General features: G+C 47.5%; 13 protein-coding genes. 11 read left to right on the top strand and 2 right to left on the bottom strand.

Annotation, left to right across the window (positions count from 1 at the left end; all coding sequences use genetic code 11):
• Positions 1-192 (top strand): hypothetical protein (locus AC27IB_RS16265; protein ID WP_487122227.1); only part of this gene is annotated, 192 nt, incomplete at its 5' end.
• A gap of 329 nt (positions 193-521) precedes the next feature.
• Here AC27IB_RS16265 and AC27IB_RS16260 read toward each other — a convergent pair.
• The gene (locus AC27IB_RS16260) at positions 522-1,325 is read right to left on the bottom strand and encodes an ion transporter (RefSeq protein WP_296051138.1); all 804 of its coding nucleotides are present in this window, start codon (positions 1,323-1,325) and stop codon (positions 522-524) included.
• Between the two features lie 74 nt (positions 1,326-1,399).
• On the opposite strand from AC27IB_RS16260, the gene AC27IB_RS16255 reads away from it, so the two are divergent.
• Positions 1,400-1,558: a hypothetical protein gene (locus AC27IB_RS16255; protein ID WP_487122225.1), complete on the top strand. Its 159-nt coding sequence runs from the start codon at positions 1,400-1,402 to the stop codon at positions 1,556-1,558.
• A 62-nt stretch (positions 1,559-1,620) separates the two neighbouring features.
• Here AC27IB_RS16255 and tolC read toward each other — a convergent pair whose 3' ends face one another.
• Positions 1,621-3,003 (bottom strand): outer membrane channel protein TolC, encoded by a 1,383-nt coding sequence (gene tolC / locus AC27IB_RS16250; RefSeq protein WP_487122223.1) that lies wholly within the window; start codon positions 3,001-3,003, stop codon positions 1,621-1,623.
• A 315-nt stretch (positions 3,004-3,318) separates the two neighbouring features.
• On the opposite strand from tolC, the gene nudF reads away from it, so the two are divergent.
• The 9 genes from nudF (at position 3,319) to AC27IB_RS16205 (ending at position 16,371) form a co-directional block, all read left to right on the top strand.
• The gene (nudF, locus tag AC27IB_RS16245; RefSeq protein ID WP_296051131.1) at positions 3,319-3,951 is read left to right on the top strand and encodes an ADP-ribose diphosphatase; all 633 of its coding nucleotides are present in this window, start codon (positions 3,319-3,321) and stop codon (positions 3,949-3,951) included.
• Positions 3,952-3,982: 31 nt separating this feature from the next.
• Positions 3,983-4,378, top strand: coding sequence for a DUF1249 domain-containing protein (locus tag AC27IB_RS16240; protein ID WP_296051144.1), 396 nt, complete (start codon positions 3,983-3,985; stop codon positions 4,376-4,378).
• Positions 4,379-5,116, top strand: coding sequence for a metallophosphoesterase family protein (locus tag AC27IB_RS16235; protein WP_487122222.1), 738 nt, complete (start codon positions 4,379-4,381; stop codon positions 5,114-5,116).
• Positions 5,117-5,129: 13 nt separating this feature from the next.
• Entirely contained in the window at positions 5,130-5,717 is a 588-nt protein-coding gene (locus tag AC27IB_RS16230) for a YqiA/YcfP family alpha/beta fold hydrolase (RefSeq protein ID WP_487122220.1), read from the top strand.
• Positions 5,718-5,837: 120 nt separating this feature from the next.
• On the top strand, positions 5,838-7,730 hold the full coding sequence (gene parE / locus AC27IB_RS16225; RefSeq protein WP_487122218.1) for a DNA topoisomerase IV subunit B: 1,893 nt from the start codon (positions 5,838-5,840) through the stop codon (positions 7,728-7,730).
• A gap of 491 nt (positions 7,731-8,221) precedes the next feature.
• The gene (locus tag AC27IB_RS16220; protein WP_487122216.1) at positions 8,222-11,188 is read left to right on the top strand and encodes a SusC/RagA family TonB-linked outer membrane protein; all 2,967 of its coding nucleotides are present in this window, start codon (positions 8,222-8,224) and stop codon (positions 11,186-11,188) included.
• A 26-nt stretch (positions 11,189-11,214) separates the two neighbouring features.
• Entirely contained in the window at positions 11,215-12,930 is a 1,716-nt protein-coding gene (locus AC27IB_RS16215; RefSeq protein ID WP_487122214.1) for a RagB/SusD family nutrient uptake outer membrane protein, read from the top strand.
• A 41-nt stretch (positions 12,931-12,971) separates the two neighbouring features.
• Positions 12,972-14,282 (top strand): sugar porter family MFS transporter, encoded by a 1,311-nt coding sequence (locus tag AC27IB_RS16210; protein ID WP_487122212.1) that lies wholly within the window; start codon positions 12,972-12,974, stop codon positions 14,280-14,282.
• 64 nt (positions 14,283-14,346) lie between these two features.
• Positions 14,347-16,371, top strand: coding sequence for a glycoside hydrolase family 32 protein (locus tag AC27IB_RS16205; RefSeq protein ID WP_487122210.1), 2,025 nt, complete (start codon positions 14,347-14,349; stop codon positions 16,369-16,371).
• Positions 16,372-16,383: the final 12 nt, after the last annotated feature.

Genomic DNA, 16,383 nt, shown 5'->3' with positions numbered 1-16,383 from the left:
CCGGGATCTCCTGAACAGGCTGGCTCAGGCAAGATAGCTTTTACTCCGTCATCCCGGAAAGCACGAAGTGCTTATCCGGGATCTCCTGAACAGGCTGGCTCAGGCAAGATAGCTTTTACTCCGTCATCCCGGAAAGCACGCAGTGATTACCCGGGATCGCCTGAACAGGCTGGCTTACTCAAAATACTGTGAAATTTTGCGGCTCTAAAAAAGCCCTTATTGATCTTAAAGTGCGGAAATTTTTAGCCCACGATAACATGCAAGGGGTTCCCGGATAGGCCCCTTGGGCCTTCCGGGATGACATTCAGACCCCGGATAACGCAGAGCGTTTCCGGGGGATATCCAGGTTTGGTTAGCATTGCTTTGAGTATGGGAGCGAGCAAATACATTTCTGTTATATCGGCCAACACCTCAACGTCATACCGGCCTTGAGCCGGTATTAATTATTCCGTCATCCCGGAAAGCACGTAGTGCTTATCCGGGATCGCCTGAACAGGCTGGCTTAGCCCTTTAAAGTGCTATTATTCCTTTCGCTGCATGCCATCAATTTTCTGTTCCAGGCGCTTTAGATGAGCGGCGATATCATTGATGGTCGGTTCATCTTTGTGGGCTTCCCGATAAGCCTTGGCGTTTTCCTCTTCCATGACATTGACCACAATACCAATCACCATATTTAAAAACGCGAAAGCCGTGAAAAAGATAAAGCTGAGGTAGTAGAACCAGCTTAATGGATAGACTTCCATTGTTTCGTACATCACGTCTGTCCAGTCTTCAAAGGTCATTACCCTGAATAAGGTTAATAGTGAAATAGTGATGTCGCCCCAAAGCTTCGGATTAATGTCTTCAAATAACGTGCTGCCGATGGCTGCGTAAATATAGAAAATAATAAACATCAGCAGCATGACGTAGCCAAGCTGCGGTAAGGCTTTCATCAATGACACCAGCAGTATTCGCAGCTCCGGAATAATGGATATCATCCTAAGAACCCTGAATACCCTCACCAGTCGGGCTATCAGCGCGGTATCACTGTTTTCCATTGGCAGTAAACTGACTAACACTATCAGTGTATCGAACCAGTTCCAGAAGCTCTTGAAGAAATCGAGTTTGTTTCTCTCGCCCAAAAACCGAATGGTAATTTCTATTAAAAAGAACGCGCTAATTAGCCAATCAAGTACATTGGTAACCTGATTAACCGTGCTTGGCATGTCGTAGGTTTTAGCCCCTACGAGTAATGCTGAGAATAAAATAACTGCAATAACAAACAGTTCGAATAGCTTGTTGCTACGAACCTGTTCAAATTTATGCTGGAGATGAGATGCCTTCATGGTCAGTTAGTTTCGTTTGAGAATCGTGAAATAAGACTATATGATTGTGAGATATCAATTTTTCAGGCCGTATCATGGACGACAGCAGTGAAAGTTTGCAAGCTAAATTAGCGCAACTGGCAGAACAATTAAATAACCATGCGCCGAGTGTTGAAGAAACCCTTAAAATAAAGGCGTCTATGGAAGAGATCCTTCAACGACTTGAAGCCCTGCAGTTTACACTCAAGCCCTGACATCCCATTTAAGCAATAAAAAACGCGCCTTGTGGGCGCGTTTTTTAGTTATTCAGACAACTTTACTCTGCATCAATCGGCGCTTCACGCATGCCCTGGCTTACCAGTTCAAGATCGTTGGCCGTGAGGTTACCGGCGGCTTCTTTAAGTGACACCATAGCCTGAATAAAGTCATAACGCGCGCCAGACAGATTAGCGCGAGCGTCGAACAGATTACGGGTGCTATTCAGTACGTCTACAATAGTACGTGTACCCACATCAAAGCCCGCTTCGGTTGCCTTTAACGCACTTTCTGCAGAAAGTACCGCTTGCTCCAGCGCCCGAATGGTTGAGATAGCGGCTTTCACGTCATTGTATGAACTGCGTACCGACTGGATAGCCTGACGATGCGCTAGTTCTAAATCCTGCCCTGCGCTAACGAACAGAGCCCGGGCGCGATCTGATTGCGCTGATACCTGACCACCCTGGTAGATAGGCACAGAAACATTTAAGCCAATGCTTTGGCTATCCTGGAAAGGTGTTTCGTTGGTGAAAAACGGTGATGAAACTTCGGTTTTTGAGCTGCCGTATGATGCCGATAAGCCAAGTGTAGGGTAGTGTCCCGCTGTAGCTATATCGATTTCCATTTTAGCAACATCCATAGCCAGTCGCTGTGCTAATAAGGTCAGGTTGGATTCTTCAGCAATGCTGAGCCATTCAGTAACCGCTTGTGGAGCTGGCGCAGAGGCGGCGAAACGTTTGGTATCCAGCACATCTAGGCGGTCGTGATATTTACCGGTTATAACACGCAGCGCTTCACGGGCTAATTCAATACGGTTTTCGGCCACAATTTCCTGAGCCACTGTGCTGTCGTAATTAGCCTGAGCTTCATGCACATCGGTAATAGCCGTTAAGCCAACTTCAAAACGTTGTTTGGTTTGTTCCAGTTGACGCTCAATGGCGCGCTTTTCGGCCTGAACAAAATCCAGATTATCCTGTGCGCGCAATACATCCAGATATGATGTAACAGTCCGTACAATCAGTTGCTGTACTGCCGCAGCATAGGTAGCGTCACTTTGCTCAGCGGTTAACTCGGCCTGATCCAGTCCTAACCAGCGAGAGTGATCATATAAAGACATATTCAGGTCAATGCCCCAACTGGTTGAGTCACGATCAACTTCTACATCAACAATTTCGAAGGTCGGATTGCCATTTTCGTCTTCGCGCTGGATGTTCTGCGTTGATTCACTGGTAGAGGTAGAATACCCCAGTGAGCCTGAAATTTGTGGTAACAGCGCGGCACGGCTAATGGGAATGGCCTGATAAGCAGCATCGCGTTGTGCTTTTGCACCCTTAACAACCGGATCGTTGGCCATGGCTTGTTGATAAACGTCCAATAAGCTATCTGCTAATACTGGCGTGGTCATTCCCAGACCAAGCATTAGCGATAAAAGTGTTTTTTTCATGTTTGTGCCTTCAATCTCAACTGTGTTTACTAACTAAATGGGTGATATGGGTAGCAATATTACGCTAGTATGGTTAACGGGTATGCCTTTGCCCGAACCATGCACCCAAATGACGATCTCACTTCAATTACATTGGTGTACTTTAAAAAAATCGCATAATAAAAGACACCACTAAGTCGTAACAGAGCTTGCGTAAGTGTAACAGAATATGTGTCTTATTTGCCTGAGCGTGTTCATGCAAAATTATATATACACTCATGATCGTAAATATTCAATCGCGTATATTAACTGGTTTAACCAATAAATGAGAATGCAATGACAGCGAAAATTCAACGTTTCAACTCAGAAGACGTCAAAATCGCCGCAATTGAACCCTTGTACGAAGGCTTTTTCACAATGGTTCGCTACGATTTTTCGCATAAGAAATACGACGGTAGCTGGACCGGCAACATCAGCCGGGAAATCTTCGAGCGGGGCCACGCTGTAGCGGTGTTGCCTTACGATCCGGTACGTCAGGAATTTGTGTTAATCGAGCAAATTCGTATTGGTGCATTACCCACTACCGAGTCGCCCTGGTTAATAGAAATCATTGCCGGCATCATCGATGAAGGCGAAAGTCAGGAATCGGTGTGTCACCGCGAAGCAGAGGAAGAAGCCGGTATCGCACTGACTAACCTGACTAAGGCGCTGAGTTACCTGGCCAGTCCGGGCGGAACTACCGAACGGCTGCATGTTTATGTGGCCTGTACCGATGCGGCTAATGCCTCCGGCGTGCACGGACTGGAGTATGAATCAGAAGATATTTTAGTCCACCGGGTGGCAGAGGATACAGCCAGAGAGTGGCTTGAATCGGGTAAAATAGACAACGCTGCAAGCATAATTGCGTTACAATGGTTCTTTATGAACAAACACACTTTGTTAGAACAGTGGCAGTCCGGTGACCAGTAACAAGCGTAAATATGTACCGAATTTACCCACCTTGCAGGCAATCTGCGAGCGTAATTACGTGCATCTTTTAACCATGTTACCCGACTGTGATACCGAAGATTTAACCTACCGGTTTACTGCTGGACTAGGGCTTTCTTATCGGATTCAAATTATTGAGTCCGCACGCTATACCAGTACTATTCTGGTAGAACAGGTGAATCTATCCACGCCGGACTATCTCAAACCGTCCATGACGGTCAGGCTGTATCATGATGCGCGAATGGCCGAAGTCACCTCGAGTCAGAATGCCGGTGCCCTGGCGCCCTCTTATGAATATCCCAATGCAAAAATGCGGTTGAGAAACGAAAAGCACATGGTGAATTTATTTTTAACCGAATGGCTGAATTTTTGTTTAAATCACAACGCCCAACCTATTGCCTCAACCTGAATGAAGCTGATCCAAATATCTGATTGTCATTTGTTTGAATCACCCGAATTATCCGCCTACGGTGATATTAATCCCGCTCAATCTCTGACTTCTGTGCTGATTGCTGCCCTTGAGCAACAACCAGACGGTCTGTTATTTACCGGAGATATCTCCGGCGACGATAGCGGGGCCAGTTATCAGTTATTTCTGAGTCTGCTGAACCGATGGGGTGGGGAGATACCATGGCGGGTGATCCCCGGTAATCACGACAATAACTCTTATTTTGATGAGACGCTCAAAACCAACTGGTTACAGGCGGATACGCCCTGGGTACTCAACGGCAAATATATTCATGGCCTGGATACGCGATTTGAGGGAACACTTGGCGTGATTAATGAAAAGCAACTGGCCAGCGTTGCATCCAGCATCGCCCGGGCATGGGATGCCGGGCATTTGCTGGCAATCCATCATCATCCGGTTGCCACGGGTAGCTGGATGGATAATCATGCGCTGCAAAATACCGAGGCGTTAACCCGCTGGCTTGCTAAGCACCCGGTAAAAGCTGTATTACATGGCCATATTCACGCCGAAACCCAGGCCCAGCTTAGCGATACACCGGTACTTGGTGTGCCTTCTTCGTGCTGGCAGTGGCAACTTTCAGCCGAATTTGGCGTGGCCATTGAAAAACCAGGGTTTCGGGTAATTGAATGGGCAGATAATGGGGCTTTTACCTCCCGCATACATCGGATAACGCAATAAAACAGGAGTCGTTATGGCGTCGATACTTTACCTACATGGATTCTTAAGCTCTCCAAGCTCGTTAAAAGCCAACCAAACCCGGGCGTACCTGCTGCAACATTTTCCTGAAACAACCTTTATTTGCCCGGAATTATCAAACAGCCCGGGCGAACTTGAAGGGCAGTTAAAGACACTACTGAGCGATAACCCTGAACTGCTCAATGAAGGCCTTAAAGTGATAGGTAGTTCTATGGGCGGCTATATGGCTACCTGGCTAACTGAGCAGTACGGCGGCAAAGCGGTACTGATCAATCCGGCGGTGGCCCCGTTTGAGTTACTCAAAGCGTACCTCGGTGAACACGTTAACCCCTATACCAATACGCGGTTTGTTCTCGCCGAGGACGATATTGAGCACGTTCGCCGCTTTTATCAGCCCCAGCTCAGTCATCCTGAGCACTACAAGGTGCTTCTGCAAACCGGTGATGAAACCCTCGACTACCGGGAAGCAGTAACACGTTACGCCGGCGCTGATATCTACGTTGAAGAAGGTGGCGATCACAGTTTTGTGAATTATGAAGCGCATCTTGAAGGGATTCTGGCGTTCCTGAATGCAGATGAATAGGGCAAATTGCGCTTCTATCATACCCCTGATAACATCAGGTAAAAGGTTGTTTTAGCAGCGTCCTCTCAGGCCCCTGTTCTGGCAACACGTGTGCAGCTCAAACGAAGAATAATCACAACAATGTCGAATCAATATAATTCAGATGCAATTGAGGTCCTAAATGGTCTGGAACCGGTAAAACGGCGTCCGGGAATGTACACAGACACCACCCGCCCGAATCACCTGGGTCAGGAAGTGATCGACAACAGCGTGGATGAGGCTCTGGCCGGGCATGCCTCGAATATCAAGGTCGTTCTACATGAAGATCAGTCACTGGAAGTGGTTGATGATGGCCGCGGGATGCCGGTGGATATTCACCCGGAAGAAAAAATCTCCGGGGTTGAGCTGATCATGACCAAGCTCCACGCCGGCGGTAAGTTTTCCAATAAAAATTACGAATATTCCGGTGGTCTGCACGGTGTGGGGATATCCGTGGTTAACGCACTGTCTAACCGGGTGGAAGTGACCATACGACGAGACAGCCAGGTTTATTTTATTGTTTTTGCCGATGGCGACAGAGTTGAAGACCTCAACGTTATTGATACCTGTGGCCGACGCAATACCGGCACCAGCGTGCGTTTCTGGCCTGATCCGCAATATTTTGATTCGGCTAAATTCTCAGTCTCTAAATTGTGCCACAACCTGCGTGCTAAAGCGGTGCTTTGTCCGGGGTTACGCATTAAGTTTGAAGATAAAATTAACAAAGAAACGCATGAGTGGTACTACGAAGACGGCTTACAGGATTACCTGCTAAGCGCTGTTAAAGAATACATCACAGTGCCCGATGATGTGCCGTTTACCGGCAGTTTTAGTGGTAATGGCGAAGCCGCCGATTGGGCCGTTATGTGGCTCCCGGAAGGTGGTGAGCTTACCACTGAAAGTTACGTTAACCTTATCCCAACGGCCCAGGGCGGTACGCATGTAAATGGTTTACGGCAGGGATTACTGGAGTCTATGCGTGAGTTCTGTGAGTTTCGCAGTTTGTTACCACGTGGCGTAAAGCTGACACCTGACGATATCTGGGATCGCTGTGCTTATATCTTATCAACTAAAATGCACGATCCGCAGTTTGCCGGGCAGACCAAAGAGCGCCTGTCATCACGTCAGGCGTCGGCCTTTGTTTCCGGAGTGGTAAAAGATTCCTTTAGCCTGTGGCTGAACCAGCATACCGACATTGCCGAAACGCTGGCGGAAATGTGTATTAACAATGCCCAGCGCCGTTTACGTCAAAACAAAAAGGTTGCCCGTAAAAAGGTGACTCAGGGGCCGGCTCTCCCGGGCAAATTAACCGACTGTGGTTCACAGGATATTACCCAGTCTGAACTCTTCCTGGTGGAAGGGGATTCAGCCGGCGGTTCTGCCAAACAGGCCCGCGACCGCGAGTTCCAGGCTATTATGCCGCTGCGTGGTAAGATCCTGAACAGCTGGGAGGTGGATTCCGGACAAATTCTGGCCTCGCAGGAAATCCATGATATTTCGGTTGCTCTGGGTATCGATCCGGACTCCGAAGATTTAACCGGTTTACGCTACGGTAAAATTTGTATCCTGGCCGATGCTGACTCCGATGGTCTGCACATTGCCACCTTACTGTGTGCATTGTTTGTGCGGCATTTCCGCGCCCTGGTGAATGCCGGGCATGTATACGTTGCTATGCCTCCGCTGTTCAGAATCGATGTGGGGAAGGAAGTGTTCTATGCGCTGGATGAAGCTGAAAAACAAGGGATCCTCGACCGTATCGAAGCCGATAAAAAGCGCGGCAAGGTGAATGTACAGCGGTTTAAAGGTCTGGGTGAAATGAACCCGCTACAACTGCGGGAAACCACCATGGACCCCAATACCCGTCGCTTAGTGCAGCTAACTGCTGACGATAACGACGAAATGCTCGAAATGATGGACATGTTGCTGGCCAAGAAACGCAGCGGCGACCGTAAAACCTGGCTGGAAAGCAAAGGTAATCTGGCCGAGGTGGTTTGATTAAGTCACAATCAGTTTGGCAAATACAATACTGCCATGCTATGGATGTTTGCTATACATCGGGCCAAAAATTTGGTTGAGCTCTGTAGTGTGTTACCGGGGGAATTCTGTATTCGGATTATGCGCACATTAGTTTTAAGTTGATTCCTTGTCACAATAGCAGTCAGCTAACTGGGTAAATGCTGACTGCTAACTTCTGTAGTTTTCAACCATTAATTTCGCCGAATAATTGGGATAAAACATGGCGATCGCGTTTGTTCAGTAAGGAACCACTACAACAATGAGCATAGCCAACGGAAAAAACTTCAATTCAATTGTGAGACATCTAGACTGAGCTAATTAGTTTAGTAACGTCATGTTGGGCAATTCCGTTATCTTCAATATCACCGTATTGTTAATTTTTTGTTGATCTTGATATTAATATTAAGTTAAGGTAAAAAGACAACGTTGTTTAATTAGGTTTAACACCACTTCAACTTTCGGGACGCGATATGAAAGACCACAAATTGCACCCATTAGCAAACCAGTTGCGCGCGGCAATAAAACCCGCTCCTCTGGCTTTTATGCTAATGACACTGCCGTTACAGGCACAGGAAACAGAGTCAGACGCAGAACCGGTGGAAACGCCGAGTGAAGTAGAGGTTATTGAAATATCTTATGGTTACAGCGCAGTTGAGAAAACCGATCTGACCGGCGCTATCGCGACCGTTGACCTCGAGGATATTATTGACCTACCGGCAGGCAATATAATGCAAAACCTGCAGGGCCGGGTGCCGGGTTTACAGATCACCACCACAGGTAATCCAAGTTCGACTGCTACCGTGAGGATCCGTGGCCAGGGGTTAGGACCGTTAGGCAATAATGATCCGCTTTATATTATTGACGGGATACCAACGAAGTCTGGTTTACATGAAATTAACAGTAGTGATATTGCCGATGTACAGGTGTTACGCGATGCGGCAGCTGCAAGTATTTATGGTGCCCGTTCCGGCAATGGCGTAATAGTTGTGACTACGAAACAAGGCTATGACGGCCTGGATTTTAATTTCCGGTATAACCAAAGTATCGAAGAGTACGACTATGATTTACAGCCGCTCAATACGCTGGAGCGGGGAGCTGTCGTGTGGCAGGCCGCTGTGAATGACGGCTCAAATCCAAATTCGGCTAGTCCGTTATATACCTTTGACTGGAATCAGGATTTCGAAAGCCCACAATTATACTCAGTCATATTACCTACCTATACTGATCCAGAAGGGGTTCAGCGTCCGGCTGACACTAACTGGTTCGATGAAGTGACCAGAACATCAAAAGTGTCAGATATGAACTTTTCAGTTGCAGGGGGGAATGACGTATCAACATTTTATACTTCGATTGGATATTTTGAAGCCGAAGGTATCGTCGATGGTTCAAAGTTTGAGCGACTGTCTTTCAGAGCGAACTCAGAGCATGAAGTAGTAGAAGACAAGATTAAGGTCGGACAAACTTTTCTTATTACTGACCAAAAAGCGAACCTGATCAATGATCTTGCTGGTCAGATACTCGGGTTATCTATTGAGCAGCAATCAATCGTGCCCGTCTACAATGATGTGGGTGGCTGGGGTGGCCCGGTGCCGGGAATTACCGACAGAGATAATCCAGTACGGATTATTGAGCAAAACCGGGATAACGGTCACACCTACAATAAAGTCATGGCAAATTTCTTCGTTGAATATACCCCAATCGAAAATCTAGTCTTAAGAGGTAATGTTGGAGTTGATTATAGCCAGTTTTACTTCCGCAATTTTACCCGTGCATATACTGCGGGCTCATTGAGCGGTGCTGACCGGCTAACGGTAGAGGATAATTGGAGCCAGAGTATTATTACCGGCGGTACGGCTACTTATAAACTGGTTCTCAATGATCTGCACAAGTTGAACTTTCTCGTGGGTGTTGAGCAGATTAACTATGAACGAGAATTGTCCAGAGGCATTGGCTCCGGTTTTGCTTCTGATGATCGTTCGTTCGCTTATTTGTCTCAGGCCACTTCCGACGTTCGCGTAGAAGGTGAAGGAGATACCTGGTCACTGGATTCTCAATTTGCCCGGGCTGATTATAATTATGATAACCGCTATCTGGCTTCGTTTACCATTCGTCGTGATGGCTCTTCCAGATTTGGCGAAGAAAATGAGTACGGTAACTTCCCAGCAGCATCAATAGGTTGGGTGGTGAGTAACGAGTCGTTTTTTGACGTTGACTTTATTAACACGCTTAAATTGAGAGGAAGCTGGGGGGAGACTGGCAATCAGGAAATTCCCACTAACGCGACTGTCACTACCTACGTACCTCGCTATGCTACACAGTCCTTGTTCACCAACCAGCAGGATGAAGGTACGGCCTATGATATTACCGGTGCGAATGGCGGCACGTTACCTTCTGGCTTCGTCCGCGCGCAGACTGGTAATGCAGATCTCAAGTGGGAAACCTCTACGCAAATAAACCTGGGTGTCGATTTCGAACTATTTGATAGCACTGTTTATGGCAGTTTTGACTGGTTTGAGAAAGAAACGCGCGACATTCTCACTCTTACTCAACCGATTGCTACGCTAGGCGAAGGGGCTCAAAAATGGGTGAATGGTGGCACAATTGAAAATGCCGGCGTGGAGCTCGTGTTGGGGTATGAAAAGTGGATCGATACCGGATTGCTCGAAGACGAATTACTGGTTGATATTAATTTCAATATCTCATCGGCCGAAAACACGGTAACGGCTCTGCCCGAAGATGTGGTGAATTCGTTTGGCGGTAATGGGCAGGACAAAACTATCCTGGGGCGCTCAATTAACTCAGTGTATGGCTATGTGGCAGATGGAATCTTCGGCAGTCAGGCGGAAGTTGATGAGCATGCCAGTCAGTCTGGCGCTGCACCAGGCCGTATACGTTGGCAGGACCTCGATGGTAACGGTGTGATTGATGAAAACGACCAGGATTTCTTTGCCGATACCGATCCGGATTTCATTTATGGCATGAACTTCACGTTCAAGTATAAAAACTGGGATTTCAATATGTTCTGGCAGGGAGTGAAAGGCGGTCAGATTCGCAATAACTGGCGTTTATTTACAGATTTCACTTCTTTGAATATCGGCTCTAATTATGGGGCGCGAACACTCGATGCATGGACACCACAGAATGCCGATAGCGATGTGCCGGCACTCACCCTCATTGATAATAATGGTGAGGGGCGTCAATCAAGCTTTTTCTGGGAGGAAGGGACGTATCTAAAATTACGCAACCTCAGCATCGGCTATACGCCAACCCTGGATTTTGTTGACCGTTTTGGTCTCGCCGACGCAAGAGTGTACTTACAGGCACAGAATCTCCTGACCATCACGCCAGATGGCACGTTGAGTGAAGATCCCGAAACCCCGAACGAAGTCTTTCCTGTCCCTCGCCGAATTACCCTTGGTCTGGAAGTTTCTTTTTAAGTGAACAGGATAATGGATTAAGAATTATGAATCGTATAAATAAACTTTTAACAAGCAGTCTTTTTGCGCTGTCGGTCGCATCGTGCGGTGGTAGTGGTGAATTAGACAGCGAACCTCAGGCTGTTTTAACTGAAGAGCAGGTGGCGACAACAGAAAATATTGATGCTCTGGTAATCGCAACCTATTCATACTTGGGTAATGATCACTATACCGCACCGAATTTCCTTTGGCCCACAGGTAACTTGCGTGCCGGCGATGCGCATAAAGGTGGCAATGGCCCATCAGATATTTTTGCATACCATGCTCTGTCGATGTATGAGCCTCTGGTTCCTGATATGGAGTCATTTCCGCCCGATCTGATAGACCTCAACAACAAGAAATGGACGCGTAACTATACTGGTATCTCGCGAGCCAATGCCGCGTTACAGGTAATTGCTGACACGCCCGCAGGAGATCTGGCTGACGCCGATGCAAAAGCGGCAGAGTTACGCTTTCTCCGAGCTGTTTATTATTTTGATCTGAAAATACATCATAAATACATTCCCTGGATAGATGAAACGATGACGCAGGAGGAAATATTAGCGACGACTAATCGCGACCTGAGTGATCAGCAACTCTGGGACAAGATTGCCGCAGACTTCCGGTTTGCCATGAACAATTTGCCGGACGTTCAGCAGGATGTCGGACGCGCTTCAGCGCTTTCAGCCAAGGCTTATTTAGCTAAAACACTACTCTATCAGGCCTACGAGCAAGATGAATTGCATAATGTGATCAGTATTAATCCCCAGAAATTAGAGGAAGTTGTTACTCTGGTTGATGAAATTGAAGCCAGTGGCCAGTACGGGCTATACGATGACTATGCAGAGAATTTTTTGATTGAATTTGAAAATGGTCGGGAATCTGTATTTGCCATCCAGCGCTCCCTCAATGACGGTAGCCCAGATGGCAGAGGGGCATGGTCAAGCGCCCTCAATGCGCCGATGTCTGGTGGCTTTGGTTGTTGCGGATTTCATGTGCCGACTGAAAATTTCGTCAATGCTTTTAAGACAGATAATGCTGGTTTGCCCCGTTTTGGAACATTTAACGATAGTGTTTACAATGTAGACAGCGACTATGTCGATCCGCGGCTCGATCACACTGTGGCCATGGAAGGCAAACCTTTTAAATACGATCCGGAGCTTGTTCACGGCGGAGATAGCTGGGCGAGGGCACCAGGTATCTACGGTAATTACACCGGCATGAAGGATCTGGAACATCCTGAGTGTGATTGCCGTGGTGAAAATGGCCCATTCCCCATATTTTCACTGAATACAGTGCTGATTCGATATGCAGATGTCTTGTTATGGAAGGCTGAAGCGCTTATTGAACTGGAGCGTTGGGAAGAAGCTACTCCGATTATTAATCGGCTACGGGAGCGAGCGGCTGCCAGTACTGAAAGGCTCAACAACGTTAGTCTCTACCGCATCGGTAGCTATGATACTTTCACTAGTAAAGAACAAGCGCAACAGGCGCTGCGCTGGGAGCGCCGTGTCGAACTTGGTCTGGAAGGACATCGCTTCTTTGATCTGGTTCGCTGGGGAGTGGCGAAGGAAACAATCGATGAATACCTGACAACAGAGCGCGGCAGAAAGCCTTACCTGGAAGATGCCGCGTTTACTAAAAATAAACATGAATATCTGCCAATCCCAAATCAGCAGATTAATTTAAGTGGCGGTATTTATGTACAAAACCCGGGCTATTAAGCCCGGTGTTTATCCAAAGTTTATAAGGTACAAACTACATCATGAATAGAATAGTTTATTGGTCTTTCACTGTTGCCATTGCCGGATTTCTGTTTGGCTTTGATACTGCGGTCATATCCGGAGCCGATCAATCGATACAGTCTTTATGGCAAACGACACCATTTTTTCACGGCTTATTTGTGATGTCTTCGGCACTGTGGGGAACGGTTATTGGCGCTTTACTGGGCAACTGGCCTTGTGACCGTTTAGGGCGGAAAAAAACGTTGGTACTCATAGGCGTACTTTATCTGCTCTCTGCCATCGGGTCAGCCCTGGCGGCAGACCCTTATACATTTGCCATTCTTAGGTTTATAGGCGGTCTTGGTGTCGGAGTGTCTTCGATTGCGGTTCCAGCCTATATCTCGGAAATTGCGCCTGCGAAAATCAGAGGCCGATTGGTAGCCACCTACCAGTTTCAGATTGTATTCGGGATATTGGTCGCTTTCCTATCCAACTATCTGTTATCCGGCATTATTACCGAGGATTGGCGGGTCATGCTGGGGGTGGAAGCATTACCCGCCCTGGTTTACTTCCTGATGGTATTAAAGGCACCGGAGAGCCCCCGTTGGCTGTTACTTCACAAAGACGACGAGAAAGAAGCGCGACGTGTTTTTAAGATGTTGCAAAGTGATGATATAGAGCAAACGATTAGCGCGGTAAAAAATGATAAAACACAGCACAAAAGTGAGTCGTTGTTCAAATCGGAATACCACTTGCCTGCTCTTCTGGCGTTCATGATCGCCGCGTTTAACCAATTATCGGGTATTAATTTTATTATCTATTACGCGCCACGGGTTTTCGATATGGCCGGAATGGATGGCAGTGCGGCGCTGTTGTCTACTGCCGGTGTGGGCCTGGTTAATTTACTGTTCACTATGGTAGGACTAAGTTTGATCGACCGCATTGGTCGGAAGTCATTAATGTACGTGGGCTCGATAGGTTATATCGTTTCTTTAGCTACCGTGACATGGGCTTTTAGTTACCAGATTGGTGGTGCGTTTGTGGTGGGGGCAGTTTTTGTATTTATTGCTGCACATGCAGTAGGACAAGGGGCTGTTATCTGGGTATTCATCGCTGAGATATTTCCTAACGCGGTGCGCTCTAAGGGGCAATCGCTGGGCAGTGGCACACATTGGGTCTTTGCTGCTCTGATTACGTTGTTAATGCCACAAGTGTTGGCAAGCTTCTCGGCCGCCCAAGTGTTTGGTTTTTTCACTTTCGCCATGTTTTTACAACTGCTTTTCGTTCGAATCATGATGCCAGAAACGAAAGGAAAGACGCTTGAAGATGTTTCCTCAGCGTTATCAAATTAGAGTCACGTTTGTTATGAAATCAATATTAAGTCTTATTATTAGTTCAACTCTGGTTGGATGTTCTATGAATTATACCACGCCAAAAGCCGAGAGCCCGATAGCGCATGTCGAGGCAGACCGCAACGAAATTCATCGCCCTCAGGCGCATTTCTCCCCCAGTCAAAAATGGATGAACGATCCCAATGGCATGTTCTATCTGAATGGGGAATATCACTTGTTTTTTCAGCACAATCCTGACGATTCAATTTGGGGACCAATGCATTGGGGACATGCAGTCAGTAAAGACCTGATGCATTGGGATGAGCTCCCCATAGCACTTTATCCGGATGAACAAGGTACGATTTTCTCTGGCAGCGCCGTGGTCGACTGGAATAACTCCAGTGGCCTGGGCAGCAAAGAAACCCCTCCAATTGTGGCGCTGTATACTTACCACAATGCGGCGATGGAAAAACAAGGGCGAATTGATTACCAGACCCAGGCTCTCGCGTATAGTCTCGATAATGGTCGAACATGGAAGAAGTATGCGGGCAATCCAGTTATCGAAAACCCCGGTATCAAGGATTTTCGTGATCCCAAAGTTATGTGGCATGAGACCACCCAGGAGTGGGTCATGGTGCTGGCACAAAAAGACCACATCGGATTTTACAGTTCGAGCAACCTGAAAGACTGGTCTTTACAAAGTACCTTTGGTGAGGAAATAGGGAGTCACGGTGGGGTATGGGAATGTCCTGAGTTGTTACGAATGCCAGTTGAAGGCAGCGATGAGTATCGTTATGTGCTACTGGTAAGTATCTCCCCGGGAGGCCCAAACGGCGGCTCAGCAACCCAGTACTTTGTTGGAGACTTTGACGGTAAGCACTTTGTGCTTGACCCGGACTGGCAACGAGAGCTGACGCCAACGGCGGCAATGTTCCCTGCTGGTACTGTGTTTGAAAATTTTGAAAACGGCGCTGGCAAATGGCAAGCACGAGGCAACGCATTCAGGGCAGCGCCGACAGCGGGTGGACACTCAAATCAGCCCCCACCCGCCGGATATACCGGTGAATACCTTGCCAACAGCTTCGCTGACGAAGACCGGGCGACAGGCTCACTTACTTCTGAAGTATTCACCATCACCGAACCCTTCATTAACTTCAGAGTTGGGGGCGGTCATCATCCAGACCGGGTGGGTCTGCAACTGATAATTGATGGCAAGGTAGTAAAATCTGCCACAGGCCTTAATAGGGAAACGCTTCATCACGCTAGTTGGGATGTGAGTAACTGGTTAGGAAGTTCCGCTTATCTGAAAATTATCGATAAGGAGTCTGCAAGTTGGGGGCACACTTATATTGATGACATTGTTTTTGCTAGGCAACCCGCTACCAATCGAGTGGAACCCGCGGTCTGGCTTGATCACGGTACTGATAACTATGCCGGCGTTACCTTTTTTAAACAGCCGGGTAGCAAAGAAAAGCGTCATGTTTTTATGGGCTGGATGAGTAACTGGTTGTATGCCAATGAGGTACCTACAGAAAAATGGCGTAGTGCCATGACGTTGCCTAGATCATTGCACCTTGTTCGCACTAGCAACGGCTTGCGGGTGCAAAGTCAGTTAGTGAGTGAGGTGGATTCTCTTGTAGAGGTCACTAAGGCGTCTGATCGTCTGTCACCAGGTGAAACTATCAGCCTTTCATCTGTAGATAACAGTGGCAGAATGTCAGCTCTTCGCTATTCTTTTGCGGTACGGGGTGAATCAACTTCGCCAGTATCTGTACGGTTCGAAAACTCGCAAAATGAATATGTTGAGATTAACATTGATCCAAAGCAGGCTATTGTCAGTCTGGACCGCAGTGACTCGGGACAAACAGCATTTGATGAGCAGTTTGGCGATATTCAGCAGGGTGAGCTAACCACTGTGAACGATGTCTTTAACGTCACGGTGGTTGTCGACCGTTCGTCATTGGAACTGTTTATTGATGATGGCACTACGGTGATGACATCACTGGTGTTTCCTGAGTCGGTTTACGATACGATGCGGGTGGGGCAGCACTCCCAGCCATTGCATCAGGTTTCACTTGAGCGGTTAGGTTCAGTATGGTCATCTGATTAAGCTAAATAAGCG

It is taken from the genome of Alteromonas sp. 4NH20-0104, assembly GCF_057547795.1.
The sequence above is the reverse complement of the archived record's forward strand: the minus strand, read 5'-3'. Positions and strand labels throughout refer to the sequence as shown.